The sequence below is a fragment of the Neorhizobium sp. SOG26 genome (assembly GCF_003491345.1).
Classification (GTDB): Bacteria; Pseudomonadota; Alphaproteobacteria; order Rhizobiales; family Rhizobiaceae; genus Neorhizobium; species Neorhizobium turbinariae.
In genome coordinates, this window is record NZ_CP025512.1 from 1,480,700 (window position 1) to 1,506,479 (window position 25,780).

General features: G+C 61.7%; 26 protein-coding genes, 1 other RNA gene and 1 pseudogene. 18 read left to right on the top strand and 10 right to left on the bottom strand.

Going from position 1 to position 25,780, the window contains the following annotated elements; translation table 11 throughout:
- The first annotated feature begins 115 nt into the window (after positions 1–115).
- Positions 116–2,209, top strand: coding sequence for an ATP-binding protein (locus tag CYG48_RS07445; RefSeq protein ID WP_118851540.1), 2,094 nt, complete (start codon positions 116–118; stop codon positions 2,207–2,209).
- A 19-nt stretch (positions 2,210–2,228) separates the two neighbouring features.
- Here CYG48_RS07445 and miaA read toward each other — a convergent pair whose 3' ends face one another.
- Positions 2,229–3,122 (bottom strand): tRNA (adenosine(37)-N6)-dimethylallyltransferase MiaA, encoded by an 894-nt coding sequence (gene miaA / locus CYG48_RS07450; protein WP_118849786.1) that lies wholly within the window; start codon positions 3,120–3,122, stop codon positions 2,229–2,231.
- Between miaA and serB the strand changes: the two genes are divergently transcribed.
- Both serB and CYG48_RS07460 read left to right on the top strand, forming a co-directional pair.
- Entirely contained in the window at positions 3,123–4,013 is an 891-nt protein-coding gene (gene serB, locus CYG48_RS07455) for a phosphoserine phosphatase SerB (RefSeq protein ID WP_118849787.1), read from the top strand.
- Positions 4,010–4,588, top strand: coding sequence for a GNAT family N-acetyltransferase (locus CYG48_RS07460; RefSeq protein WP_118849788.1), 579 nt, complete (start codon positions 4,010–4,012; stop codon positions 4,586–4,588). The genes serB and CYG48_RS07460 overlap by 4 nt, the downstream gene beginning before the upstream one ends.
- Positions 4,589–4,602: 14 nt before the next feature.
- Here CYG48_RS07460 and CYG48_RS07465 read toward each other — a convergent pair whose 3' ends face one another.
- The 4 genes from CYG48_RS07465 to CYG48_RS07480 all read right to left on the bottom strand — a co-directional run bounded on the left by CYG48_RS07465 (position 4,603) and on the right by CYG48_RS07480 (position 9,379).
- Positions 4,603–6,288, bottom strand: coding sequence for a Do family serine endopeptidase (locus tag CYG48_RS07465; protein WP_118849789.1), 1,686 nt, complete (start codon positions 6,286–6,288; stop codon positions 4,603–4,605).
- Positions 6,289–6,501: 213 nt separating this feature from the next.
- Positions 6,502–7,458 carry a protease modulator HflC gene (gene hflC / locus CYG48_RS07470; RefSeq protein ID WP_118849790.1) on the bottom strand — a complete coding sequence of 319 codons (957 nt, stop codon included), beginning with the start codon at positions 7,456–7,458 and terminating at the stop codon, positions 6,502–6,504.
- Positions 7,455–8,558: an FtsH protease activity modulator HflK gene (gene hflK / locus CYG48_RS07475; protein WP_118849792.1), complete on the bottom strand. Its 1,104-nt coding sequence runs from the start codon at positions 8,556–8,558 to the stop codon at positions 7,455–7,457. The genes hflC and hflK overlap by 4 nt, the downstream gene beginning before the upstream one ends.
- Before the next feature lie 158 nt (positions 8,559–8,716).
- The gene (locus CYG48_RS07480; RefSeq protein WP_118849793.1) at positions 8,717–9,379 is read right to left on the bottom strand and encodes a dihydrofolate reductase; all 663 of its coding nucleotides are present in this window, start codon (positions 9,377–9,379) and stop codon (positions 8,717–8,719) included.
- Between the two features lie 412 nt (positions 9,380–9,791).
- Here CYG48_RS07480 and CYG48_RS07485 point away from each other — a divergent pair, with 412 nt between their 5' ends.
- Positions 9,792–10,523 carry a response regulator gene (locus tag CYG48_RS07485; RefSeq protein ID WP_118849794.1) on the top strand — a complete coding sequence of 244 codons (732 nt, stop codon included), beginning with the start codon at positions 9,792–9,794 and terminating at the stop codon, positions 10,521–10,523.
- 18 nt (positions 10,524–10,541) lie between these two features.
- On the opposite strand, the gene thyA is transcribed toward CYG48_RS07485, so the two are convergent.
- Positions 10,542–11,456 (bottom strand): thymidylate synthase, encoded by a 915-nt coding sequence (gene thyA / locus CYG48_RS07490; RefSeq protein WP_118851541.1) that lies wholly within the window; start codon positions 11,454–11,456, stop codon positions 10,542–10,544.
- Positions 11,457–11,611: 155 nt separating this feature from the next.
- On the opposite strand from thyA, the gene ssrA reads away from it, so the two are divergent.
- The 6 genes and pseudogenes from ssrA (at position 11,612) to CYG48_RS07520 (ending at position 14,678) form a co-directional block, all read left to right on the top strand.
- Positions 11,612–11,990, top strand: a transfer-messenger RNA (tmRNA) gene (gene ssrA, locus CYG48_RS07495).
- 121 nt (positions 11,991–12,111) lie between these two features.
- On the top strand, positions 12,112–12,624 hold the full coding sequence (locus tag CYG48_RS07500) for an SspB family protein (protein ID WP_118849795.1): 513 nt from the start codon (positions 12,112–12,114) through the stop codon (positions 12,622–12,624).
- Between the two features lie 10 nt (positions 12,625–12,634).
- Positions 12,635–12,829, top strand: a complete 195-nt coding sequence (locus tag CYG48_RS07505; RefSeq protein ID WP_118849796.1) for a DUF4169 family protein — start codon at positions 12,635–12,637, stop codon at positions 12,827–12,829.
- 116 nt (positions 12,830–12,945) lie between these two features.
- A complete protein-coding gene (locus CYG48_RS07510) occupies positions 12,946–13,164 on the top strand; it encodes a ribbon-helix-helix domain-containing protein (RefSeq protein WP_118849797.1) in 219 nt (72 codons plus the stop codon).
- Between the two features lie 127 nt (positions 13,165–13,291).
- Positions 13,292–14,308: a betaine--homocysteine S-methyltransferase gene (gene bmt, locus CYG48_RS07515; protein WP_118849798.1), complete on the top strand. Its 1,017-nt coding sequence runs from the start codon at positions 13,292–13,294 to the stop codon at positions 14,306–14,308.
- A gap of 19 nt (positions 14,309–14,327) precedes the next feature.
- A pseudogene (locus CYG48_RS07520) lies at positions 14,328–14,678 on the top strand (hypothetical protein).
- Here the strand turns inward: CYG48_RS07520 and CYG48_RS07525 are convergent.
- Positions 14,675–15,334: a 4Fe-4S dicluster domain-containing protein gene (locus tag CYG48_RS07525; protein WP_118849799.1), complete on the bottom strand. Its 660-nt coding sequence runs from the start codon at positions 15,332–15,334 to the stop codon at positions 14,675–14,677. The pseudogene CYG48_RS07520 and the gene CYG48_RS07525 sit on opposite strands and share 4 nt — an antisense overlap.
- Before the next feature lie 117 nt (positions 15,335–15,451).
- The gene (locus CYG48_RS07530) at positions 15,452–17,029 is read right to left on the bottom strand and encodes a trimethylamine methyltransferase family protein (RefSeq protein ID WP_118849800.1); all 1,578 of its coding nucleotides are present in this window, start codon (positions 17,027–17,029) and stop codon (positions 15,452–15,454) included.
- 265 nt (positions 17,030–17,294) lie between these two features.
- On the opposite strand from CYG48_RS07530, the gene CYG48_RS07535 reads away from it, so the two are divergent.
- The gene (locus tag CYG48_RS07535) at positions 17,295–17,996 is read left to right on the top strand and encodes a corrinoid protein (protein ID WP_118849801.1); all 702 of its coding nucleotides are present in this window, start codon (positions 17,295–17,297) and stop codon (positions 17,994–17,996) included.
- Between the two features lie 35 nt (positions 17,997–18,031).
- Here the strand turns inward: CYG48_RS07535 and CYG48_RS07540 are convergent, their stop codons facing one another.
- Positions 18,032–18,145 (bottom strand): entericidin, encoded by a 114-nt coding sequence (locus CYG48_RS07540; protein ID WP_445304330.1) that lies wholly within the window; start codon positions 18,143–18,145, stop codon positions 18,032–18,034.
- 59 nt (positions 18,146–18,204) lie between these two features.
- Between CYG48_RS07540 and CYG48_RS07545 the strand changes: the two genes are divergently transcribed.
- The 5 genes from CYG48_RS07545 to CYG48_RS07565 all read left to right on the top strand — a co-directional run bounded on the left by CYG48_RS07545 (position 18,205) and on the right by CYG48_RS07565 (position 23,205).
- Positions 18,205–18,861 carry a DUF1638 domain-containing protein gene (locus CYG48_RS07545; protein ID WP_245450443.1) on the top strand — a complete coding sequence of 219 codons (657 nt, stop codon included), beginning with the start codon at positions 18,205–18,207 and terminating at the stop codon, positions 18,859–18,861.
- 54 nt (positions 18,862–18,915) lie between these two features.
- The gene (locus tag CYG48_RS07550) at positions 18,916–19,689 is read left to right on the top strand and encodes a formyl transferase (protein ID WP_118849803.1); all 774 of its coding nucleotides are present in this window, start codon (positions 18,916–18,918) and stop codon (positions 19,687–19,689) included.
- Between the two features lie 97 nt (positions 19,690–19,786).
- Positions 19,787–20,098, top strand: coding sequence for a virulence factor (locus CYG48_RS07555; RefSeq protein ID WP_118849805.1), 312 nt, complete (start codon positions 19,787–19,789; stop codon positions 20,096–20,098).
- A gap of 49 nt (positions 20,099–20,147) precedes the next feature.
- Positions 20,148–21,110 (top strand): methyltetrahydrofolate cobalamin methyltransferase, encoded by a 963-nt coding sequence (locus tag CYG48_RS07560; protein ID WP_118849806.1) that lies wholly within the window; start codon positions 20,148–20,150, stop codon positions 21,108–21,110.
- A 34-nt stretch (positions 21,111–21,144) separates the two neighbouring features.
- Complete coding sequence (locus tag CYG48_RS07565) at positions 21,145–23,205, top strand: ASKHA domain-containing protein (protein WP_118849807.1); 2,061 nt, start codon at positions 21,145–21,147, stop codon at positions 23,203–23,205.
- Here CYG48_RS07565 and CYG48_RS07570 read toward each other — a convergent pair.
- Positions 23,202–24,098: a LysR family transcriptional regulator gene (locus tag CYG48_RS07570; RefSeq protein ID WP_118849809.1), complete on the bottom strand. Its 897-nt coding sequence runs from the start codon at positions 24,096–24,098 to the stop codon at positions 23,202–23,204. The two genes, CYG48_RS07565 and CYG48_RS07570, sit on opposite strands and share 4 nt — an antisense overlap.
- 207 nt (positions 24,099–24,305) lie before the next feature.
- Between CYG48_RS07570 and CYG48_RS07575 the strand changes: the two genes are divergently transcribed.
- Both CYG48_RS07575 and CYG48_RS07580 read left to right on the top strand, forming a co-directional pair.
- Entirely contained in the window at positions 24,306–24,512 is a 207-nt protein-coding gene (locus CYG48_RS07575) for a hypothetical protein (protein ID WP_118849810.1), read from the top strand.
- A gap of 232 nt (positions 24,513–24,744) precedes the next feature.
- On the top strand, positions 24,745–25,773 hold the full coding sequence (locus tag CYG48_RS07580) for a GlxA family transcriptional regulator (RefSeq protein WP_118849811.1): 1,029 nt from the start codon (positions 24,745–24,747) through the stop codon (positions 25,771–25,773).
- Positions 25,774–25,780: the final 7 nt, after the last annotated feature.

A 25,780-nucleotide genomic window follows, 5' to 3' on the forward strand; every position in this document is an offset into this window, starting at 1 on the left:
TTTTGCTGCAATTCCGCTCACAAGAGCCGAGATCGCTACACCAGTTATTAAGGGTCACAAGTTACATATCGCCCATACGTCGAGCAAACCCGCCAACCCCGACAAGGGGGAGATGTTGCTGAATAACGACCTACAACGTTCCGCGTCCGCCGGAGAGCAGGACCGCCGCGACATCCAGAGCTCGGGAAACCGCCTCCTCGGACGTGTCGTTGCCTGCAACGGCTCGCATGCCACGATTTCCGCAGTTGCCGAACATGGCGATACCGACCTGACCGAACTCTGGTCGGTCGGCCGACTGATTTCCATCAGCGTCGGACAAAACCGCGTCGTCGCCCTTGCCTTCGGCATGGAAGCCGATGACCGCGCCTGGAACGAGGGCAGCAACACCCAGTTCCGCATCGAATGCGAACTGCTCGGCGAAGTGCGCAAGAATGGCGAGGGACGCGACGAGTTTTCGCGCGGCATTTCGCGTTACCCTTACCTTGGCGCCGTCGCCCACCGCATCCGCGCAGCGGACCTCCTGCGCATCTATGACAGCGGCCTGAACGACACCTGCGTCATCGGAAAGCTGACGCAGGACGAAAACGTCGACGCCGCGATCCATATTCCGTCCATGCTGTCGAAGCATTTTGCGATCGTCGGCTCCACCGGCGTCGGCAAGTCGACGGCCGTCTCGCTGCTGCTGCACAAGGCGGTGGAAGCGGATCCCAAGCTGCGGGTACTGATTCTCGATCCGCACAACGAATTTGCGGCTGCCTTCCCTGATCATGCCGTCGTCATCGATACGGATACGCTCGATCTTCCCTTCTGGCTGATGCGGCTTGAGGAGTTCGCCGAGGTACTGTTTCGCGGTCGCCCGGGCGTGGCCGAAGAGCTGGACATCCTGCGCGACCTCATTCCCGAGGCCAAGCGCGCATTCCGCGGCAGTGATTCAAGCCTGATGCGCCGCGCCACTGAAAAGAGCTCGCTCACTGCCGATACGCCCGTTCCGTATCGCATGGCTGATCTCCTGGCGCTCATCGACGAGCGTATTGGGCGGCTCGAAGGCCGTGGCGAAAAGCCATTCCTGCGCTCGCTCAAGATGCGCATCATGTCGGCGATCAACGATCCGCGCTACCACTTCATGTTCTCCAACAACACGATCAATGACACGATCATGGAGACCATCGCGCATATCTTCCGCATTCCCGGCGGCGATCGCCCGATCTCGACCTTCCAGCTCTCGGGGATCCCGTCGGAAGTCGTCAATTCGGTTGCCTCGATCCTCTGCCGCATGGCCTTTGAGCTTGCGCTTTGGAGCAATGGCGCGATCCACATGCTCGTTGTGTGCGAAGAAGCGCACCGTTACGTGCCGGCGGACCCGAATCTCGGCTTTTTCCCGACACGCCAGGCCATCGCTCGCATCGCCAAGGAAGGCCGCAAATACGGCGTTTCGCTTGGCGTGATCACCCAGCGCCCGGGCGAACTCGACCAGACTATCCTGTCGCAGTGCTCGACAGTGTTTGCGATGCGCCTGTCGAACGATGTCGACCAGGACATCATCAAGTCGGCGATCCCGAATTCCTCGATCTCCACCACCAGCTTCCTGTCGTCCATCGGCAATGGCGAGGCGATTGCCTTCGGCGAAGCAATCTCTGTCCCGATGCGCATGAAATTCGCGCGGGTGGAGAAAAAATACCTTCCCAAGGCGAATGGCGCGCTGGACAAGGGTTCCGACGAAACGCCGGACACGGTGGATCTTCGAACCGTCGTCGCCCGCATGCGCGCAGTAAACGGCCCCGACATCTCATCTTTCCAGCAGAGCTATACTGCTGCGACCGTGGCGCCGCAGGACGGTTCCGCAACGGGCGACGAAGTTGATGACTACGGCCAGGAGAAGGATGCGGAACTGGAGCGTTGGGAGCGGGAGCTTCGCGCGAACGGCCATGTGACGGCCAACCCGGCAGCACCTGCGCCTCCCCGCCAGAGCCAGCCGGAACCCTACCGGCCCGACATGCTGCCGCGGACATCGGCGGAGCCCGCTCCAGCGCCACGCCCCGATCGCTACGCCGATCTGCGCCGCGAGCGCATGCCGGACCCGCAGCCGGTGTTCCAGCGCCCTGCCCAGCCGGAGATCGCGCCGCGCCCGAACCCGCTTCTTCGCCGTGAAGGATCGTTGCGCGAAAGCTTGCTCCGCAAACCCTTGAGCAGCCTCTACGACAAGGATTGAGCGAGCGCCGCCTGCTCGCCTAGTTCACCCGTCGCCAGGTCTGGTCCATCTGGTTGCGGAACCATGTCATCTGGCGCTTGGCATACTGGCGGGTCAGTGCCGAACAGCGCTCCACCACCTCGTCTGGCGTCATCCGCCCCTCGAGCATCTCGGCAATCTCGCGAACGCCGATCGCCTTCATCACGGGCGCATCGGCTGCGGGCTCCTTCGCCAGCAGCGCCCTCACCTCGTCCAGCGCGCCACTCTCCATCATCCGCTGGAAACGCTGATTGATCCGCTCGTGCAGCACCGCCCGGTCGGGAAGCACAACGAGTTTCGTCGCCCGCGCCGGATCAACGATCAACGGCCCGCGACGTTCCTGGAAGGCAAGCAGCGACGTTCCCGTCTCCTCCAGCACCTCGAGCGCACGAACGATCCGCTGGCCGTCGGTGGGCTGCAGTGACCTCGCCGCCTCCGGATCACGTTCGGAAAGCGCGGCATGCAGCGCCGGTGCACCCTGCTCCCTCAGCCGCAGCCGCACGGCACAACGGGTGTCCTGGGAAATTTCCGGCATGTCCGACAGGCCGCCGGTCAGCGCCTTGAAATAGAGCCCGGTGCCGCCGACGATCACCGGCATCCGCCCTTCGCCCTTCAGCGTCTCCAGGAGCGGCGTCACCTCCCGCAGCCACTCGCCAGTGGAATACGTCCTCGTCGCCGGAACATGTCCGTAAAGGAAATGCGGCACCCCCTGCATGTCCTCCTCGGACGGCCGCGCCGTCAGCACTTTCAAGGTGTCGTAAACCTGCATGCTGTCGGCATTGATGACGACGCCGCCGACATGCTTCGCCACCTCGACGGCAAGCGCGGACTTGCCGCTGGCCGTCGGCCCCGTTATCAGAACGGCGTCCGTATCTTCCAAAAGGTCAAACTTCATATGGCTCTCGTTGCCACGCTCATCGCCCATCCGTCAAACCCTGTTCTGACGCCCGCCCTGGGTGAAGCAGCCGCGGCAGCCGTTCAAGCCTCCGGGCTTTACTGGCTGGCAGACGGCGTGGCATGCGACATTGCCCTGCGTGATGGCGCGGATACGGCAGCAGCGGAGGCCGCGCTGCTGTCGGTCATCGGCCAGGCGCCGATCGACCTCGTCATCCAGCAGGCGGAAACCCGGCGCAAGAAATTCGTTATTGCCGATATGGATTCGACCATGATCGGCCAGGAATGCATCGACGAACTCGCCGACCTCGTGGGCCTGAAGGACAAGGTCGCGACCATCACCGCCCGCGCCATGAACGGCGAGATTGCCTTCGAGCCGGCACTGCGGGAACGCGTCGCACTCCTCAAAGGTCTGCCGATCAGCGTCGTTGACGACGTGATTGCCCAACGCATCACGCTTACGTCCGGCGGACCCGAACTTATTGCCACGATGAAGGCCAAGGGCTTTTATTCCGCACTCGTCTCCGGTGGCTTTACGGTCTTCACCAGCAGGATCGCCGCGACGCTCGGCTTCGATGAAAACCGCGCCAACATTCTTCTCGAGAAGGACGGATACCTCACTGGAGAAGTGGCCGAGCCCATTCTTGGCAAGCAGGCGAAGGTCGACGCGCTCACACAGATTTCAGCCAAGCTCGGCATTTCCACAGACGATGTGATGGCCGTGGGTGACGGCGCCAATGACCTTGGTATGTTGGAACTTGCAGGCTCCGGCGTCGCGCTGCACGCCAAGCCCGCCGTTGCGGCGCAGGCGAAGATGCGCATCGACCACGCCGACCTCACCGCATTGCTTTACATCCAGGGCTACCGGAAGACAGACTTCGTGACGCCATGACCGGCGCGCGGGTCGTCCTCCAAACCAAGCGCCTGCTGCTGCGGACATGGGTTTCGAGCGATCGGCACCTGTTTCGCGAGATCAACGCCGATCCGAAGGTGATGGAGTTCTTTCCGTTTCGTCGGAGCCATGACGAGGCAGACGCGCTGCTGCCGAAGCTGAACCAGATGATCGAGGACAACGGCTTCGGGCTCTTTTGCGTGGAGCTTCGTGATGAGGCAGAGCCGATCGGCTTCTGCGGCCTGTCTTATGCGAACATGCCGGACATCTTCCCGAAGGAAGTGGTCGAGATCGGCTGGCGGCTTGCGACCCGATATTGGGGCAATGGTTACTCCACCGAAGCGGCCCGGGCGGTACTGGAGTTTGGCTTCGTGGAAAAAAGCCTCGACGCCGTGCTCGCCTTCGCCGTCGCGGACAACCAACGCTCGACCGCGGTCATAGAACGCATCGGCATGCAGCGTATCAAGGCTATGGATTTCGACCATCCGCGCGTACCGGACACGCATCCTCACCTCAAGCGCCACGTCGTGTACGCGGCGACCAGGGATGCGTGGCAGGCGCAGTCGCGCGCCTGATCTGCCTTGGCTGGCTATTCCAGCGGCATCGCCACGAAACGCAGGTTGCCGGCCGTATCGGACACCATCACATGGGCGTTGCGGCGGCCTTCCGCCTTCAGCGCGTTGATGCGCTTCAGCACGTCTTCGGGCTTTTCGACGAAATCCTGCCCCACCTCGACGATCACCTCGCCAACCTTGACGCCCTTCTGCGCCGCAGGTGAATTCGGCGCCACCGCCGTCACGACCACGCCCTCGACGCTTTCAGCGATGTTGAAGCTCTTGCGCTGCTCCTCATCCAGCACCGCCAGCGTCATGCCGAAGGTCGAAGCGGCGCCCTTGTCAGCCTGGTCAGCCTGTCCGGATTGATCCGGCTGGTCGCCTGGAGGTGTTGCCTGCGGATCATTGTTCTCGCCCTGCTCATCGGGTGCATCGGGCTTGTCGGAATCGTCATCCGCATCGACGCTGTCTTCCAGGCGTCCGAGCGTCACCTTCACGGTCTGCTCCTTGCCGTCCCGCAGGATCACCACGTCGACCTGCTTGTCGACCGGGCTTTCGGCGACGATGCGCGGCAGGTCGCGCATCTCGTTCACCGGCTGGCCGTCAAAGGTGAGCACCACGTCGCCAGCCTTGATCTCACCGTTCTTGATCGGGCCATTGTTGACGACGCCGGAAACAAGCGCACCGCGCGCACGATCGAGGCCGAGGCTTGCGGCGATATCGTCGGTCACCGGCTGGATACGTACGCCGAGCCAGCCACGCCGCGTTTCGCCGAACTCAATCAGCTGGTGGACGATGTTTTCAGCCAGCTCCGTCGGGACTGCGAAGCCGATGCCGATCGATCCGCCGGACGGCGAGATGATCGCGGTGTTGATGCCGATGACTTCGCCGCGCATGTTGAACAGAGGCCCACCGGAATTGCCCTTGTTGATCGCCGCATCCGTCTGGATGAAGTTGTCATAAGGGCCGGCGTTGATGTTGCGCCCGCGCGCCGAGATGATCCCGAGCGTCACCGATCCGCCAAGACCGAACGGGTTGCCGATCGCCATCACCCAGTCGCCGATGCGCATCTGGCGCGAGTTGCCGAACCGCACTGCCTTCAACGGCGCCTTCGGCTCCACCTTCAGCACCGATAGGTCGGTCTTGGTGTCGGTGCCGACAAGCTTCGCCTTCAGCTTGCTGCCGTTCGGGAAGATGACTTCGATGTCGTCGGCGCCCTCGATCACGTGGTTGTTGGTGACGACGTAACCGGACGGGTCGATGACGAAGCCGGAGCCGAGCGAGGAAACCTTCTGGTTGCCGCCCTGGTTGCCCTCGCCGTCAAAGAAGTCGTCAAAGAACTCCTGGAAGGGCGAGCCTTCCTGGATCTGCGGCTGCGGTCCCGCGCCGTCGTCCTTGACGCTCTGCGACGTCGAGATGTTCACAACCGCATCCAGAAGCCCCTCGGCCATGTCGGCAATGGAGGCCGGTCCGGCAGATGCCATGGGCGCCGGCGCCGGAGGCGGATTGATGGACGGCGAGGCCGTCGGCGGAACCGGCAGCATCTGGCCGCCCGGATTGGCCGGCGCCGGATTTGCGTTCGGTGCGGCGGTACCACCTGGTGCAGGTTGCAAGGGTTGTGCAGGGGCCTGAGCCAGGGCCTCCAGCGGTCCACCGAGCAGTGCCAGGACTGCCGCCAGACTGACGGTACGCTTGAAGGTCGACTGAACCGAATGGGCCATCTGGCATCCTCGCTCATGCGTTAGTTGCTTCACCCGGAGGAGCAGGACTCAGCCGGTGGTTGGATAGGAGCCTTTGAATAGGGCGTAGTTTCGGCAGAAGATAGGACGGAACTGCATTGGAGGAAATTACCTTTTCGTGACCCCCTCGGGCAAGGTTCTAGAGCCTGAACCAGCCGATACGAAAAAGGGGCGGCCATGGCCGCCCCCTTGGGATCAGTTCGCCGGAGCCGGCGCCGCTGGCGCGGCCGGTGCCGCAGGCGTTGCGGTCCCTGCTGGCGCCGCCGGTGCCTGTGCACCCGCGGAGTTGAAGAACTTGAAGAACTCCGAGTCGGGCGACAGCACGAGGCTCGTTTCGCTGTCGGCCAGGGCGGCGACATAGGCACGCATCGAGCGGTAGAACTCGAAGAAGGCCGGGTCGCGCTGGAAGGCTTCGCCGAAGATCCGGTTGCGCTCGGCATCACCCTGACCACGCAGGATCTCAGAGTCACGCTGGGCTTCAGACACAAGCTCGACCACCTGGCGGTCTGCGATGGCGCGCCGCCGCTGGCCCTGCTCGTTACCGCGGGCGCGGATGAGCTCGGCTTCGGCAAGACGTTCGGCCTTCATGCGCTGGAAGGTCTGCTGCGAGACTTCCTGCGTCAGGTCGGTGCGCCGGATACGAACGTCACGGATGGTGAGACCAAGCGTCTCTGCCGCAGCGCTGAGATCGGTACGAACCTCCTGCATCATCGACGAACGCTCGTCCGAAAGAGCGGCATCGAAGTTGCGCAGACCGTAAACACGGCGCAGGGCCGCGTCGAGACGGGTGCGAAGGCGCGATTCGGCCGACTCGCGGTCGCCGGAAACCGTTTCACGGAAAATCCGCGGATCGGTGATCGCATAGACCACGAAGGCATCGACTTCATAGAAGGCGCCGCCACGGACCTGCACACGGATGTTGTCGAGGTCGAAACGAAGCGCGCGGTCTTCGACATACTGGACACGGTCGGCGTCCATGAACGCAAACGGCAGCTTGAAGTAGATGCCGGGCTCGCGCTTGACGTCCTGGATCTGACCGAAGCGGACGACGATTGCCTGTTCGCGCTCGTTGACCACGAACACGGACGAGTAGATCAGCACGAAAAGAACGGCCAGTGCGATCAGGAATGCTGGAAGCTTGCTCGAGTTCATCGGTTGCCCCCCTGCGTCGCCTGCGACTGCTTCATCAGTTCATTGATAGGCAGGTACGGAACGACCCCCTCCTTGTTGTCCAGGATGATCTTGTTGGAGTTCTTCAGGACAGCTTCCATGGTTTCGAGGAAGATACGGCGACGCGTCACGTCGGGCGCATTGGCGTATTCGTTGTAGATCGAGACGAAGCGCTGCGCTTCACCCTGTGCCTCGTTGACGACCTTGTCCTTATAGGCGGATGCCTCTTCGCGGATCTGTGCCGCCTGACCACGTGCCTGACCAAGCTTCTGGTTGGCATACTGGTTGGCTTCTTCCACGAAACGATCCTCGTCCTGCTCTGCACGCTGGACTTCTTCGAACGCGTCGGCCACTTCGCGCGGCGGCGCAGCGTCCTCGATCGGCACGGCATTGATGGAGATGCCCGAACCGTAGCTGTCCATCGTGCCCTGGATGATGTTGCGAACTTCCGTCGAGATGCCTTCACGGTTGTCGCGGAAGATATCCTGCGCCGGACGGCGACCGACCACTTCACGCATGGCGCTTTCGGCAACCTGCTGCAGCGTCGCAGCCGGGGTTTCCAGCTGGAAGAGATAGGCCTTTGGATCCGTCACCGTGAACAGCACCGAGAACTGCACGTTGACGATGTTCTGGTCGCCGGTCAGCATCCAGCCTGCGTTGGAGTTGGAACCGCGCGCCGCACCGATATTCTGCTGCTGCTCGGTGACCTTGACGATCTCCACCGATTCCAGCGGCCACAGATGGAAGTGCAGCCCCGGCATCGAGATTTCTTCCTTCGGACGACCGAAGCGCAGTTCTACGCCGCGTTCATCCGGCTGCACCGTATAGATCGACTGGAAGGCAAGGAATGCCAGAACGACCAAGAGAACGATGACGAAGGCGCCGCCGTTGAAGCCGCCGGGCATGACGCCACGCAGCCTGTCCTGGCTTCGCCGAATGATATCCTCCAGGTCGGGTGGGCCGCCATTGTTGCCGCCGCCACCGCCGCGTGGGCGGTTCGGTCCCTGCCCCCAGGGCCCTTGGTTATTGCCGCCACCGCCGCCCCAAGGACCGCCGCCGCCATTCTGATTGCTCCAGGGCATTCAAACCTCTTTGTTGTCTCTCCCGACCCTCGACCCTGCCATGCACAGGCGGAGCCAGCCAATGCCGTTATAGGTATGTGGCAGAGCGCTTTCAACGCGGCTTCAATAACTTCCAGTTCAACGCTAACGAAATGTTCCAGCTAAAGCGGCTCGACGCCTCAAAGGCTTTGAATGAAATTCAACTGCTGCTGCTCGATCTCGCTCTCTTTTCCAGGAGACACACCGTTCACCATCTCGTCCCAGCGCTTCTCGAATATTGGATTGCTCGCCTTGAACTCAGAGATGAAACGCTGCCGATGCTCACGCTTGCGCCGAACGAGATACGAAATCCTGAAATCAAAATCATCGACATCGGACTTGCGGAATTCGCGCTCATAGCGGAAGGACCACTCATTCGGAGGAAATTCGTAGTCAAACTTGGCATCTCCGTTTATCGGCCCAGTAAATACATCGGTCAAGAATATACCGTTGATGTATTTTGAGAATATGCCGTAGATATTCTCACCACCAATTACAAAGAACTGATTTTTGGCCATACAAATGGAATAGTAATCAGCGAGCAGAAGAGCCGTTTCCGGATTACGTGCCCACTTCAAATTTTCAGTGTCCTCAAGCTCTTCCCGAGAAAGAACAATGTTCACACGCCGCGGAAGAGGTTTCCCGATGGACTCGAAGGTTTTTCTTCCCATGATGATCGCGTGATCTTGTGTCAACGCTTTGAAGTTCTTCAGGTCTGTTCCAAGATGCCAAGGCAACTGGTTCTCGATACCAATGATGCGATCCGGGTAGCTTCTCGCCACAACCGTTACGGCTGACGGCATTTTTGCTCTCGGTTTATGGGACACTGCACTTACCTTCGTACTAGCTAGCTGTACCAACGCTTGGATGGCGCCACCTCATTCCACAGTTAATCAGCGGTGACAACCTCACCATTTCGACCACCACACGCGCGCCGCGCCCGACTGACACTGCAAGAAGAGGCGCCACCAGATGGATAAGGTGAGGTAGGGCTTAGGCAATTTGTCTCATTTTCAAGTTGGCAAAACTGCGTATGGGACCATGCGAGTTCTGTCAAAGCATGGCGTGCTCCTTCGCTACCGGGGGTAAGCCAGGGTTGACCAGCCTCACGCAATGGCCAGATGCTGGTTGTGTTGTGGCCTTCAGGGTTAGATAGATTCGGTTGCGGGTTATCCGCTCAAGCAAGAGGTTGAGAACAACCTGGTGTCTTTGTCCATGCCACTTCCCCAATCCGATCCCGCCCACATCCTGGTTGTGGACGACGACGGGCGGATCCGACAGATGCTGACACGCTACTTCGAAGGCGAAGGTTATATCGTCAGCGGCGCCGCCAATGGGGAAGAGATGCAGGCGCAGCTGGCGCAAAAGAACATCGACATCATCCTTCTCGACCTGTCACTGCCTGGTGGCAAGGATGGGCTGGACCTCGCCCGCGAGATCCGCGCCACCTCCGACATCCCGATCATGATGCTGACCGGGCGCGATGACGTCATCGACCGCATCATCGGGATCGAGATCGGCGCCGATGACTACATCGCAAAACCGTTTCACCTGCGCGAAGTGCATGCGCGGCTCAAATCCATCCTGCGCCGTCGCCATCCAATTCAACAGAAGCCCGCGCCCGCCGAAGACCAAATCGTTCGCTTCGACGGCTGGGCACTCGATCTCGTGCGCCGCCAGCTCCGTTCGCCGGCCGGAGCCGATGTCGAACTGACCACCGGCGAGTTCGACATGCTGGCGACCTTTGTGCAGCACGCCGGGCGAGTGCTGACCCGCGACTTCCTGATGGACGCCACGCGCGGCCGGCAGCTCGAAGCCTTCGACCGCACCATCGATGCGCAGATCGTTCGCCTGCGCCGAAAGATCGAGGCGGATGCCACCCAGCCGCAACTCATCAAGGCCGTGCGCGGCGTGGGTTACGTCTTCACCGGCAAGGTGGAGCACTAGGCCCCACCCCGGACACGATCAGACCGCCACCGGCGCTTCGATGGCAGGATAAGGATCGTAACCCGTCACCTCGAAATCCTCGATCCGGTAATCGTCGATCGATGCCGGACGCCGCGTCAGGCGCAGCTTGGGGAATGGTCGCGGCTCGCGCTCCAGCACGGTTTCCGCAAGATGCTGGTGGTCGAGGTAAAGGTGGGTATCGCCACCGACCCAGATCAACTCGCCCGGCACCATGTCGACCTGCTGCGCCACCATCGCCAGCAGTGCTGCCTGCTGACAGATGTTGAAGGGATTGCCGAGCCCGATGTCGCAAGAGCGCTGGTTGACCATCAGCGAAAGCCGCGGCTGGCCCTGGCCATCGAGGTTTGCCGCGTAGAACTGATAGGTCATGTGGCACGGATGCAGCGCCATCTGGCCGAGCTCCGGCACATTCCAGGCGTGGAACAGCATGCGCCGGCTCGACGGGTTCTTGCGCAGCGTCTCGATCACGTCCGCGACCTGGTCGTATTCCTTGCCGTCTGCGCCGAGCCATCGGCGCCACTGCTTGCCGTAGACGGGGCCGAGATCGCCCCACTGCCGCGCGAAATCGTCGTCGGCAAGGATTTTCGCCTCGAACTCTTCTTGCGAAATCTGTGTGCCCGTGGCCTTGCGATAGGCGGCAAGCGGCCAATCGGTCCAGATCCGCACGTTTTCGCGCAGGAGCGACTGGATGTTCGTCTGCCCGGTCAGGAACCAGAGCATCTCCTTGACCGCCGTCTTCCAGAACACCTTCTTCGTCGAATAGACAGGGAAGGTTCCGTCCGACAGGTCGAAGCGCATCATCGCACCGAACATCGAAAGCGTGCCGACACCGGTGCGGTCGATACGCTTGTCTCCCTTTTCCAGGAGATGCCGGATGATATCGAGATACTGGTGTTCAGGATGTCTGAGCATGGGCTCCAGGTCCTTCATTCGCTTGGTCGCGGCGCGGACGGCACGGCATTCGGCCGATTCGACGATCAGCAGTTCATACCGGGTATGGAAGGCGCCACCAATCGCGCACCCGCGATATCCCCACTTCAAAAGAAGTTATCCTGCGCACCCCGCCACCCCTTTTCATGTCGGCGGGGATTGCCTATATCTGTCCTTGCCGGGCGCAAGTCCGGCTATGGCAATAAACGGTCGGTGTAATAAACCTATTGGACCCGGGGGCGGTACCCGGCGCCTCCACCAAAAACCGGTCGGACTGGATGGTTATCTGGACCGGCTTTTGATGGGGGCGAAATAGGATCGACAAGGGCGTAAAGATCGAACTTTTGCTCGGCATGATACCACCGTTATCGGGTCAAAAAGTGTAGTTGCAAACGACAACAACGCTAAGGAATACGCTCTCGCTGCCTAATGGCGGTGCGGGAATTCCGACCTAAGTCCTTGGAGGTAGCACTTTAAGGCGGGGTCCGAAGGCACCTGGCAACAGAAGCCTTCACCTTAACGCGCCACTCGAATATCATCCTGCAAATCGGAGCATCAGGCGGGGCTTTCCTCCCTCGGCTTCCGCATGGCATAAGGCGTTTGATTCGTGAGACGAGATTAGGAAAGACAGGACCTTATGGGGCAGGATCATATCCGTTACGACATTCTGGCACAGGACGCTCTTCGTGGCGTCATTCGCAAGGTTCTGTCGGAAGTAGCGGCGACCGGCCGGCTGCCGGGTGACCACCATTTCTTCATCACCTTCCTGACCGGGGCACCGGGTGTTCGCATCTCGCAGCACCTGAAGGCAAAGTATGCCGAGCAGATGACAATCGTCATCCAGCACCAGTTCTGGGACCTGAAGGTCACCGAAACGCAGTTCGAAGTCGGCCTTTCCTTCTCCGACACGCCGGAACGCCTCGTGATCCCGTTCAACGCGATCCGCGGCTTCTACGACCCGTCGGTCAATTTCGAACTCGAGTTCGAAGTTCCGCTCGCCGAGGAAGACGAGCAGGCTTCCGCAGAGATCACAGCGATCCCGGTTGAGCCGGTCGCGAAGCCCGCCGAAGCAGACGAAGCGCCCAAGGGCGACGAGGAAAAGAAGCCTGCCTCCGTCGTTTCGCTCGATTCGTTCCGCAAGAAGCAGTAGCGGCTGAGCGATGAGTGCCGAGATCGTCAATCTTCGCCAGGCCCGCAAGGGAAAGCTGAGGGCGCAAAAAGAAAAGGCGGCGGAGCAGAACCGTCTTTCCTTCGGACGCAGCAAGGCCGAGAAGACGCTGACCAGGGCGCTCAACGAAAAAGCGTCGAAAACACTCGACCAAGGTCGCTTGGACGCTCCAAAAAGCGACAACTGAAACAGCGTGAAGCCACACGTAAATGCTTGGTTAACTTCTGGCCGAGCGCTTGGCTTGACGCTCCAATGTTCCCGGTATGAATAGCGGCAATTGTTCCGCCCCTCCCGGAGAGCTCCGTGATCCGCAAACATTCCGCGACGTTGCATGGGCATCGCACCAGCTTCTCGCTCGAAGACGAGTTCTGGACTGAACTGAAGGCGATCGCCGCCGAGCGTGGCGTCAGCCTTGCGAACCTCATCGCGGAGGTCGACGACCAGCGGCAGGCCAGCAGCAATCTGTCATCGGCCCTGCGCGTCTATGTGCTGCTGCAGCTAAAGGCGGCAGGCACCCGCTAAGCCAGCACCCGGGACTCGCATCCAACGTTTCGACGGTCCCGGAGAGCCCGGTGTCGCAGGCAGGCCGATGCTGCAGCTTGTCAACATATAAAGGAACCTTTATGTCTTTCGCGACAAAGGAGATCCTATGACGCCGCAGCCCAATCCCCTCTCAGATCTTCTTTCCGAAAAAGGCGTCCTCCTCGCCGATGGCGCGACCGGCACCAACCTCTTCGCCATGGGCCTCGAAGCGGGCGAAGCGCCCGAGCTGTGGAACGAGACCGAACCTGCCAAGATCACCAAGCTGCATCAGGATTTCGTGGATGCCGGTGCTGATATCATCCTCACCAACTCCTTCGGTGGAACACGCCACAGGCTGAAGCTGCACAAGGCTGACGACCGGGTTCACGACCTCAACAAACGCGCCGCCGAAATTGCACGAAATGTGGCTGATGCCGCTGGCCGCAAGGTCATCGTCGCGGGCTCGGTCGGCCCGACCGGTGAATTGCTCATCCCGCTCGGTGCACTTTCCTATGAGGATGCGGTTGCCGCCTTTGCTGAACAGATGGAAGGGCTGAAGGCTGGCGGCGTTGACGTCGCATGGATCGAAACCATGTCTTCGGCCGATGAGATCCGCGCCGCGGCGGAAGCGGCCGCCAAGGTCGGCCTGCCCTATACCTATACGGGCTCCTTTGACACGGCGGGCAAGACGATGATGGGCCTCCACCCGAAGGACATCCACGCCGTCGCAAAAGACGTGGGTGACGGACCTGTCGCCGTTGGCGCGAACTGCGGCGTTGGCGCGTCCGACATTCTTTCAAGCCTCCTCGACATGACGGCCGCCGAGCCGGATGCCATCACCATCGTCAAAGGCAATTGCGGCATTCCCGAATACCGCGGCGCCGAGATCCATTATTCCGGCACGCCGCCGCTGATGGCGGAATATGCCCGCCTCGCCCGCGATGCCGGCGCCCGGATCATCGGCGGCTGCTGCGGCACGTCCTGCGAACATCTGGCGGCCATGCGCAAGGCGCTCGACGATTATACACCGCGACCACGGCCAACGATCGAGGAGATTGTCGACAAGATCGGCCCGCTGCGCAATAAGACGGCCAGTGAATCAGGCGGCGACGCCGGCAGGGAAAGACGCCGGCGCCGCGGCTGAACAAGTCGAGGCAGGTGTCATGGCAAACATATCTCCAATCGGCAGCAGGGAAACCGTTGCAGAAAGTCTGGCCGGGTTTTCGCTCGAAAACCAGAACTGGCTGAAGCTGCTGATGGACGACCCCGCATCTGACGAGATGCTGCTGGAAGGCCTGCACCTCTTCCTCGACCAGGCGTCCGAGGCGAAGTTCCTCAACTCGTTGAAGCTCGGCAAATCCGGCGAGTGGATCGGTGAAAATGCCCCGGCCCGGCTGCAGATCCGGCTGATGGAAGCCGCCCGCTAAAGCCAGCATCCGGCCTATCAGGCGTTCAAGGATGGGCTGACCCGCTCCGGCGGACTGGAGCGCGCCTATCCTAAGGCGAAGATTTAAGAACACAGCCCATCCATGTGAAATCGCAGTTGTGCGGGCGGATAGCGATATTCTGCGCCGACCGGGCACGCATTGCGGGCGACGCAGCCTGATGCGAGGCATGTCGAGCGAGCGGCTTCGGTCCTCAGATAGGCGCGGCAGCTGGCAACGTCGAATCCGTCGGCTCGCACGGCACCGACCGGGCACGAGGTGGTGCAGGGTTTCGTCGAGCAGGATGCACAGGGATGTGGTGACGTTTCCGGAACGGTCTCGGTCGGATGGCGAAATGCCAGCGCGCCGCGATATCCGTGCCAGAGGCCGTAGACTGGATGAATGAGGATCCCGAGCGGCGAGGCCTGCATCGCTTCCGCCTTCATCGCCCATTGCTGGAACGGCTGCCACGGCGGATCGGACGGAAAGAAGGCTTCCGCCCCCATCTGCTCTGCGATGGGCTGGATGATTGCCTTCGACCATTGATCCAGCGGATGTAGCCCATCATAGTTTTCGCGCCACGCGTCAAAGCTCGTCCAGATGGACCCGCCCACGTTCCCTAGCAACACCACCGACCGCGCGGATGCGCCGTCGGCCAACACCGGCCCCTCGCCCGCCGCAAAATTGACGACGCCCCGCAAGTGAATGCCATGCGGGGCGAGTGCGTCTGATAGCTCTTTCAACATTTGGCGTGCCGCTCATCGCGGCCCCTTGTACCGGTAGTGCGGACGCCAGACCCCCTCTTGGATGAAGTCGGCGACCAGCCTCGCGCCGCCTTGCTCCCTGGCGGCATCGGGCTCTCTTCAGGTGAAAGCGTCCGGCATTGAATCCTTGCGGTCCTTGATGAAGGCCAGCAACGCCTCGTCCACAGCCGGGTCGAGCGGCGGCGCCTCGTAGGAGTCCAGCCAGGCGCGGCAAAGCGCATTGGCGCGTTCCTCGACACGCTTCTGCCCTTCGATCTCCCATTGCTCGAAGGAATTGTTGTCGGCAAGCGGCGAGCGGTAAAATGCCGTCTGGAAATGCGCCTGGGTGTGCGAGCAGCCGAGGTAGTGGCTGCCCGGTCCCACTTCACGAATGGCGGAGAGCGCCTGGCCTTCTTCCGAAAGATCCACGCCCTCAGCCATCTTCTGCATCATGCCGAGCTGGTCCTGGTCGATCATGAACTTCTCGTAGGACGACACCAGGCCGCCCTCCAGCCAGCCGGCCGCATGCAGGACGAAGTTCGTGCCGGCCAGGAGTGTCATGTTGAGCGTGTTCGCCGATTCATGCGCCGCCTGGGCATCGGGAACTTTCGAGCCGCAGAGCGAACCGCCGGTACGGAACGGCAGGCCGAGCCGCCGTGCCAGCTGCGCGGCGCCATAAGACACGAGCGACGGCTCCGGCGTCCCGAAGGTCGGGGCACCCGACTGCATGGAGATCGAGGCTGCGAAAGTCCCGAACAGCACCGGCGCGCCCTTGCGGATCAGCTGCGTTGTTGCAGCACCCGCGAGAACTTCCGCCAGGATCTGCGTCAGCGTGCCGGCCACCGTCACGGGGCTCATTGCACCCGACAGGATGAACGGTGAAACGACGCTTGCCTGGTTGTGGCGGGCGTAGACCTTCAGCGCGCCGAGCATCGTGCCGTCGAACACCATCGGCGAATTGGCGTTGATGAGGTTCAGCGTCACGCAGTTGTTTTCAACGAACTCGTCGCCGAACACGAGCTTCGCCATGGCAATCGTGTCCTCGGCGCGCTCCGGAGCCGTCACCGACCCCATGAACGGTTTGTCGGAATATTTGATGTGGCTGTAGACCATGTCGAGGTGGCGCTTGTTGACCGGGATATCGACCGGCTCGCACACCGTACCGCCCGACGAATGCATCGACGGCGCAAGGTAGGACAGCTTCACGAAATTGCGGAAATCCTCGATCGTCGCATAACGACGGTTGCCGTCGAGGTCGCGCACGAAGGGAGGACCGTAGACGGGCGCAAACACCGTCGCATTGCCACCGATATGGACGCTGCGCTCCGGGTTGCGGGCGTGCCAGGTAAATTCCTTCGGCGCTGTCTTCAGGAGTTCGCGGCAGAGCCCCTTCGGAAAGTGAACGCGGCTGCCGCGTACATCCGCACCTGCCTTGGCCCACAGGTCCAGCGCCTCCTCGTCGTCACGGAACTCGATGCCGATCTCCTCGAGGATCGTGTCGGCATTGCGCTCGATGAGCTGCAGCCCTTCCTCGTCAAGCACTTCGTAGACGCCGATCTTGCGGGTGATGAACGGCAGCGACTGGCCCGGACCGCTTCCCGAACGCGCTGCACGCCGCCCGGCTGCCCCTCTCTCGCCCCGGCCTCGCCGACCGCTCCCGCCTGCCGCCGTTTCCGTGTTCTGGGTGATCTCGTCCATGTCTCGTCCTCGCCTCGCGCCGTCCCGCGTCCTTTGTCTTGATGTGCCATGCTAGGGCGAACTGCAAGGCGAACCCTGCCAGTCTGCGCCACGGTTTTGCGCAACACAGACATCGGCGCACCCTCGCCGTCGTTTTTCCGACGTCGCGTTGTCGCAGTTGAAAGAAATCAACGGACATTTTGCGGCTAAAGATAAAGGCAGACGGAGGAGCGTCTGATTTGCCTTTCCCTCGTCATTGGCACTCGAACCCCAAGGGAAGCAGTCCATGTCCGACGACGAAATCATCCTTTCGGAGCTTTCCGACGAGGAACTCGTGCAGCAAATGCACGACGACCTTTACGACGGATTGAAGGAGGAGATCGAGGAAGCGACCAACATCCTCCTCGAGCGCGGCTGGACGCCTTACGACGTCCTGACCCAGGCGCTGGTCGAAGGCATGCGCATCGTCGGCATCGACTTCCGCGACGGCATCCTCTTCGTGCCGGAAGTGCTGCTGTCAGCCAATGCGATGAAGGCGGGCATGAACATCCTGCGCCCGCTCCTGGTCGAGACCGGCGCTCCGAAGCTCGGCAAGATGGTGATCGGCACCGTCAAGGGCGACATCCACGACATCGGCAAGAACCTCGTCGGCATGATGATGGAAGGCGCGGGCTTTGACGTCGTCGACCTCGGTATCAACAACCCCGTCGAAAACTACCTTGAGGCGATCGAGCGCGAGAAGCCGGATATTATCGGCATGTCGGCACTGCTGACGACCACCATGCCCTACATGAAGGTCGTGATCGACACGTTGAAGGAAAAGGGCATGCGCGACGACTATATCGTCCTGGTCGGCGGCGCACCGCTGAACGAGGAGTTCGGCAAGGCTGTCGGCGCGGATGCCTATTGCCGTGATGCCGCGGTCGCCGTGGAAACGGCCAAGGACTATATTCGCCGCAAGCACAACAGCCTAGCGGCCGGCGTCTGAACACAGGACCGGCCGCGGCTGCAGTTGATTGAGGCTTAGCGTGCTGCGCGATCGACCCGGCGGCCGGCATCCTGCGTTGCATCAACGGCATTTGCCGTATCCTGGCCTACGCCGCGGATCGTATTGCCGCAGGAAGAGAGAGAAACCATCGTCGCGAAAAGTGCGGCGATTACCGTGACTGTCTTGGCCGTCATGATGGAATACTCCGATGGATGTGGATCATATGGGTCCGGAAATCCTGCTTCCTGAGGAAGCCGCTTCTCCGGCTAAGGAACGTTCAACTTCTGAAAAAGTTCACGTGATCGCTTGCGGCGCGATTGCACGCGAAGTGCTGGCCGTCTGTCGCCAGAACAATCTCGACCACATCCACCTCAACTGCCTGCCCGGCATCTGGCACGCCTACCCGCAAAAAATCGTGCCCGGACTGGAGCAGGCGATCCGTGAAGCCCGTGATGCCGGCTTTTCGCGGATCTTCCTCGCCTATGCCGATTGCGGCACCGGCGGCGGCATCGATGAGCTCTGCCAGCGCGAAGGCGTCGAGCGCATTGCTGGCCCGCATTGTTATTCCTTCTTCACCGGCAACGAGCGCTTTGCCGAGCGGGACGACGACGTCTTTTCCTTCTTCCTGACGGACTTCCTTGCCCGCCAGTTCGAGGCCTTCGTGGTCGAGCCGCTCGGGCTCGACCGGCATCCGCAGCTGAAGGAGATGTATTTCGGCAATTACCGCAAGCTCGTCTACCTCTCCCAGGAAGAGGACGAGGCCCTGCAGCGCAAGGCCCGCGAAGCAGCCGATTTCCTCGGGCTGGAATATGAGTACCGCTTCACCGGCTACGGCGATTTGCGCCACGCCCTGCACTCCGTTTAACGGTTTTTTCTCTCACTCGCCGCAAAAGTGTCGCCCAGGAACAAGGAGTGGCACATGCGGGAGCAGGATCCCCTGGTCGTTGTGATGACTACTGGTGGAATGAACCCGCAGGTGATGATCAATGCACTGAGCGAGCGCTTCCCCAACCTGCACGTCATCGAGGAACAGCCGGAGACCAAGGGCATGCTCTTGAAGCGGCGTGCCCGTCGCTTCGGATGGATCACCGCGCTCGGCCAGCTCGCAACCATGGTCGCGTCGCGGTTGGGCAAGAGTGTCGCCGCTAGGCGCTCGGCCGAGATCCTTCGTGACTACGGCCGCTCTGCCGAAAAAGACCCGTCCGTGCCCGTCACTCGCGTTGCCTCGCTCAATGACCCCACCTGTCACGCAGCGGTGACAGCCCTGCAGCCGAAGGCCATCTTCACCATTTCCTGCCGCATCCTCTCGGCCCGAACACTTGCCGCCATGCCCTGCCCGGTCATCAACTTCCATGCCGGGATCAACCCCATGTATCGCGGCCAGATGGGCGGCTATTGGGCGCGTGTCGCGGGCGATGAAGAGAACTTCGGTGCCACCGTACATCTGGTCGACAAGGGCATCGATACGGGCGGCTCCCTGTACGAGAAGCGCATCAAGCCTTCTCCCTCCGATAGCCTTGCGACCTACCCGCTCCTGATGACGGCAGCCGCCGTCGACATCAGCATCCAGGCGATCGAGGATGCGCTGAACGGTACGCTGAAGCCTTACCAGCCGAGCGGCCCGTCGCATCTGCGCTATCCGCCACCGGTCTGGACTTGGGCCTATCACGGCTTGACCAGGCGGATCTGGTAGCGACGTCCCTCCACGTCGCTTTTCGCGCCTGCTACGTCGTGGCAAGCGCAGTGTGGCGTCCTCCTCCGGTGCATGCTCGGACTGAACGGAGGAGTTCATGGCAGATCGCATCATCGTCTACTGGCGCGACATCCCGGCTCAGGTGATCATCAAGCAGGGTCGCAAGACCGCAAAGCGCGAGCTGTCGCTCCGGTTCACGGAAGCGATCGACATGTGCGCCATGCGAACCGGCGCAGCCGAGACCGATGATTATCTTGCCGAATGGCGCAAGGCCGATCCGGTGCCGGTCTCGGACGATCTCGAGGCCGAAGCCGACAAGGCGGCCGCCGAACTCGAACAAGCATACGACAAGCAACGCCTCGTCGCGCTGGTGAAGGCCGGCGGTCGCGAATTGCAGCAGACGCAATGAGATTGGCACCCGCCGATACGGCACAGGGATCAGGAGCTATAGACCAGGGATGACCCGCACGATCGTCGCATCCGCCACCCGCGAAGTTGTCATCGGCTTCGACCAGCCCTTCTGCGTCATCGGGGAACGCATCAATCCCACCGGCCGCAAGAAGCTTGCCGCCGAGATGATCGAGGGTAACTTCGACACCGTCATCAAGGATGCGCTTGAGCAGGTTGCGGCCGGCGCCACCATGCTCGATGTCAATGCAGGCGTCACCGCTGTCAATCCGAACGAAACCGAGCCACCGCTGCTCGTGCGCACGCTCGAAATCGTCCAGAACCTCGTGGACGTGCCGCTGTCGATCGATTCCTCCGTCACGGCCGCCATCGAGGCCGCGCTGAAGGTCGCCAAGGGACGCCCGCTCGTCAATTCTGTCACTGGCGAGGAAGAAAAGCTCGAAGCGATCCTGCCACTCTGCAAAAAGTACGACGTGCCGGTCGTGGCGATCTCCAACGACGAAACCGGCATTTCCATGGATCCCGACGTGCGTTTCGCTGTCGCCAGGAAGATCGTCGAACGGGCTGCCGATCATGGCATCAAGAGCCATGACATCGTGGTTGACCCGCTGGTGATGCCGATTGGTGCGCTTGGCTCCGCCGGGCTCCACGTCTTCGCCCTGCTTCGGCGCTTGCGCGAGGAACTGAAGGTCAACACGACCTGCGGCCTTTCCAACATTTCCTTCGGCCTGCCCCACCGCCACGGCATCAATGCAGGCTTCATCCCCATGGTCATCGGCGCCGGCATGACGAGCGCCATCATGAACCCCTGCCGCCCGCAGGAAATGGAAGCGGTGCGCGCCGCCAATGTCTTGAATGGCACGGACCAGAACTGCTCGAACTGGATCATGACCTATCGTGACTACAAGCCCGCCGAAGCCGGAGTTGCCGCGACAATGGCCGCTCCGGCAGCCTCGGCCGGTCGTCGTGGTGGTCGAGCAGCCCGTGCCGGCGCGGCCGCTCGCATGGAATAAGAACTCGGCTCCCGGAGCCGCAGGCAGAAATGAAATGAATGACACGCCCTCGCATCCCCTCGTCCTTTTCATGCCCTCCGGGAAGCGGGGTCGGTTCCCGGTGGGCACTTCCGTGCTCGATGCCGCCCGCCAGCTTGGGGTCTACGTGGAGAGTGTCTGCGGCGGGCGGGCCACCTGCGGCCGATGCCAGGTCTCCGTCCAGGAAGGGCATTTCGCCAAGCACGGCATAAGTTCCGCGCAGGACCATCTTTCGCCGTTCGGCCCAAAGGAAGAGCGTTACGATCGCGTAAGAGGCCTGCCGGAGGGGCGTCGCCTGTCCTGCTCTACCCAGATCCTCGGCGACCTCGTCATCGATGTGCCGCAGGACACGGTGGTGAATGCCCAGGTGGTGCGCAAGGCGGCCGACGAGCGGGTTTTCGAACGCAACCCGGCGGTGCGCATGTGTTATGTCGAGGTCGAGGAACCCGACATGCACAAGCCGCTCGGTGACCTCGATCGCCTGCTGGAGGCCCTGAAGCGAGACTGGCAGTTTGAACGTCTGGACATCGACGTTCACCTCTTGCCCAAGGTGCAGAAGATCCTGCGCCAGGGCGAGTGGAAGGTCACCGCGGCGGTTCACCACGACCGCGCCGCCGACAGTGCGCGGGTCATCGCGCTCTATCCGGGCCTGAAGAACGAGGCTTATGGCATTGCCTGCGACATCGGCTCGACGACGATTGCCATGCATCTGTCCTCGCTCCTGTCCGGGCGCACGGTGGCGTCTGCCGGCACCTCAAACCCGCAGATCCGCTTCGGCGAAGACCTGATGAGCCGCGTGTCCTATGTGATGATGAACCCGGATGGTCGCGAGGCGATGACGGCCGCGGTCAGGGACGCGCTCAACAGCCTGATCGACAAGGTCTGCGAGCAAGGGGGCGTGTCGCGCACCGACATCCTCGATAGCGTCTTTGTCGGCAACCCGATCATGCATCACCTGTTCCTCGGCATTGATCCGACGGAACTCGGCGGTGCGCCCTTTGCGCTCGCCGTATCCGGAGCAGTCGAGCTGAAGTCTTCCGACATCGGCTTGCTCATGAACGAAGGCACGCGGACTTACGTCCTGCCCTGCATCGCCGGCCATGTCGGCGCGGATGCCGCCGCCGCGGCCCTTTCGGAAGGGCCGCATCGACAGGACGAGATGATGCTGCTGGTCGATATCGGTACCAATGCCGAAATCGTGCTCGGCAACGCCGCTCGTGTCGTCGCAGCGTCCTCGCCCACCGGTCCCGCCTTTGAAGGCGCGGAGATCTCCGCCGGGCAACGTGCAGCACCCGGCGCCATCGAACGCGTGCGCATCGATCCCGTGTCGCTCGAACCGCGCTTTCGTATCATCGGCGCCGAGCAATGGTCGGACGAGCCGGGCTTCGCCGAGGCTTCCACGGCAACCGGCATTACCGGCATCTGTGGCTCCGCGATCATCGAGGTCGTGGCGGAAATGTTCCTCGCCGGCATCATATCCGAAGACGGCGTCATCGACGGCGCGCTTGCCGCCCGCAGCCCTCGCATCCTGCAGAACGGCCGCACCTTCTCTTACCTGCTGCACGACGGCGAGCCGCGCATCACCGTCACCCAGAACGACATCCGGGCGATCCAACTTGCCAAGGCCGCGCTTTATGCCGGGGTCAAGCTGCTGATGGACAAGCAGGGCGTCGATCATGTCGACCGCATCGGGCTTGCCGGCGCCTTCGGCACCTTCATCGATCCGAAATATGCGATGGTGCTCGGTCTGATCCCTGACTGCGACCTCGAGAAGGTGAAGGCGGTCGGCAACGCTGCCGGCACGGGTGCGCGCATGTGCCTGCTCAACCGCGACTACCGGCGCGAGATCGAAGACACCGTGCGCCGGATCGAGAAGATCGAGACCGCGCTTGAGCCGAAATTTCAGGAACACTTCGTTGCCGCCATGGCGTTGCCGAACAAGGTCGACCATTTCCCGCAACTGTCACGCGTCGTAACGCTGCCGGAGCGGAAGCAGTCGGCCGATGCGACAGCCGACGGCGGAGCAAGACGCCGCCGTCGCTCGCGCGAAAGCGGCGGTGCTGTTCCGGAAGTTTAAGCCGCAGCCGCCGACATCGAACCGAAGGCTTCGCGGATACTCTGCGCCACGGCCTTGGCGGGCACGGAAAGCTGCGGGCTCGTCAGCAGCCGGATGTCGAAGGTCATCAGTTCCGGCAGGCCCTCCTTCGGCCCGAGGATCTGCATGTCGCTCGTGACATAGGACAGCGGGAACGGTGCGATCGCCAGATCCGACAGAACCGCCGCACGCTGCGCCATCGTATGCGCGCTTGCATACGCGATGCGGTAGTTGCGCTTGTGCTTCTCGAGTTGCGTGATTGCATCCTGGCGCCAGACGCAGCCGTCCTCCCAGACCGAGATCGGCAGCGGATCGCGCAGATGTGCCGTACCGCATTTGACACCCGCCCACACGAGCTTTTCCGTATGGATGATCTCGCCGCTCGTCGGGAATGGCCGCGTCGCGCAGTTGAAGAGCGTCAGGTCCAGCCGCTGCTCCTCGATGCGCTTCCTCAGAGCCAGGCTCATGTCGACGGTCACGTCGACCATGATGCCCGGAAACCGCTCGCCAAAATCCTTGAGCACCTTCGGAAGCAGCCGCTCGGCAATGTCGTCCGGCGCACCAAGCCGCACGACGCCGGAAAGCTCCGGCATCACGAAGCGCGACACGGCCTCATTGGAGAGCGCCAACATCCGGCGCGCGTAGGACAGCAACATCTCGCCGTGCTGGGTGAGCGTCACCGAACGCGCGTCGCGCAGGAACAGCGTCGTGCGCAACTGCTCCTCGAGTTTCTTGATCTGCATGGAAACGGCCGACGGCGTACGTAGCACGGCTTCGGCCGCCGTGGAGAAGTTACCGGTCTCGGCGATCGCCACGAAGGTACGCAGGACGTCGTTGTCGAGCAGCGGCAGCGGCTGGCGGAACGGAACGGTCATGACGCCTCCTGTCAATTTTCTTGAACTTTAACACCATATCATTTCGTTTGATTGAAAGTCAATCGAGGCGCATCTTGAGCATCGTCGAAGGCAGCACCGATTTCCACCATCACGGAAAATCATCAATGACATCTGCGGCATTCGATTGATTGATGGAATGTAGAGATCCATCCTCCCAAAGATCAAGATGAAGAAGGACTAGAAACAATGGCTTTGACCAGCTTCAACGACCTTGGAAGGTCGTCCCTCTCCTCCGCAGGCCTAGGCACCGTGCTGCGGTATCCGTATCAGCTCGCTCTCAAGGGCCGGGAAAACTGGCGGCGCCGGCAAACCCAGAAGATGATCGAGTCGCTCGATCCTGAAATCCGCAAGGACATCGGCTGGCCCACCAGCTTTACACGGGACGGCAAGTAAACGATGCCGCATTTCAACTCCGGGTCCGCCCGTTTTAACATGTGCGGACCCGCTTCCTTCAGGACCAAACCCTGGCGCTGAAGCAACAGCGCAGAAGCGACGCAGCAATGTCGCAAAAATGTTCATGGCCGGTCGCCAAAACCCCTTTCCGGCTTCCAGATTTCGTGTCAGTGTCGCTTTTAAAGCAGAAGCAGGCCACACAATAACAGGGCGCGCCGAAGGGGAAGACACAATGGATTTCATCGGCAAGAGCCAGAGCAAGAAACGCTCGATCGTTTTCTTCCTCGTCCCCAATTTCACCTTGCTTCCCTTCTCCGCCGCCATCGAAACCTTGCGCATCGCCAACCGCATGCTGGGCTACTCCGCTTATACCTGGCGCCTGTGTTCGGCGGATGGTGAGAAGGTGCAGTCCTCGAGCGGCATCTGGCTCGAAGCAGACTCCTCGCTTGCCGACGAGCGGCGCTACCTGTCTGGCGAAAACCGGCCGAACATGGTGCTGGTCTGCTCCGGCGTTTATGTCGAGGAATTCCAGAACAAGTCCGTCAATGCCTGGCTGCGCGAAACCTACAACCGCGGCATCGCTGTCGGCAGCCTTTGCACCGGCGCCCATGTGCTGGCCCAGGCCGGCCTCCTCAACGGCAAGCGCTGCGCAATCCATTGGGAGAACCTTCCGGGTTTTGCCGAAGCCTTCCCGCAGGCGGAAGTGTATGCCGACCTCTACGAGGTCGACTCCAACCTTTACACCTGCGCCGGTGGCACCGCCTCGCTCGACATGATGCTGAACCTCATCGGCCAGGATTTCGGCGACAACCTCGTCAACAAGGTCTGCGAGCAGCAGCTGACGGACCGCGTGCGCAACCCGCATGACCGGCAGCGCCTGCCGCTGCGCGCCCGTCTCGGCGTCCAGAACGCCAAGGTCCTGTCGATCATCGAGGTGATGGAGAACAACCTGTCGGAGCCGCTGTCGCTGGTGGAGATCGCCGATGATGCCGGCCTTTCGCGCCGCCAGATCGAGCGCCTGTTCCGCCAGGAAATGGGCCGCTCGCCCGCCCGGTATTACCTCGAGATCCGGCTTGATCGCGCCCGCCACCTGCTGGTGCAGTCGTCCATGCCGGTGGTTGAAGTCGCGGTTGCCTGCGGCTTCGTCTCGGCTTCGCATTTCTCCAAGTGTTACCGCGAGGTCTATAACCGCTCGCCGCAGCAGGAGCGCGCCGAGCGCAAGCTGAGCGTCACCAACGCCCGCGCCGGCATCGCAGCCTGAGCCAGGA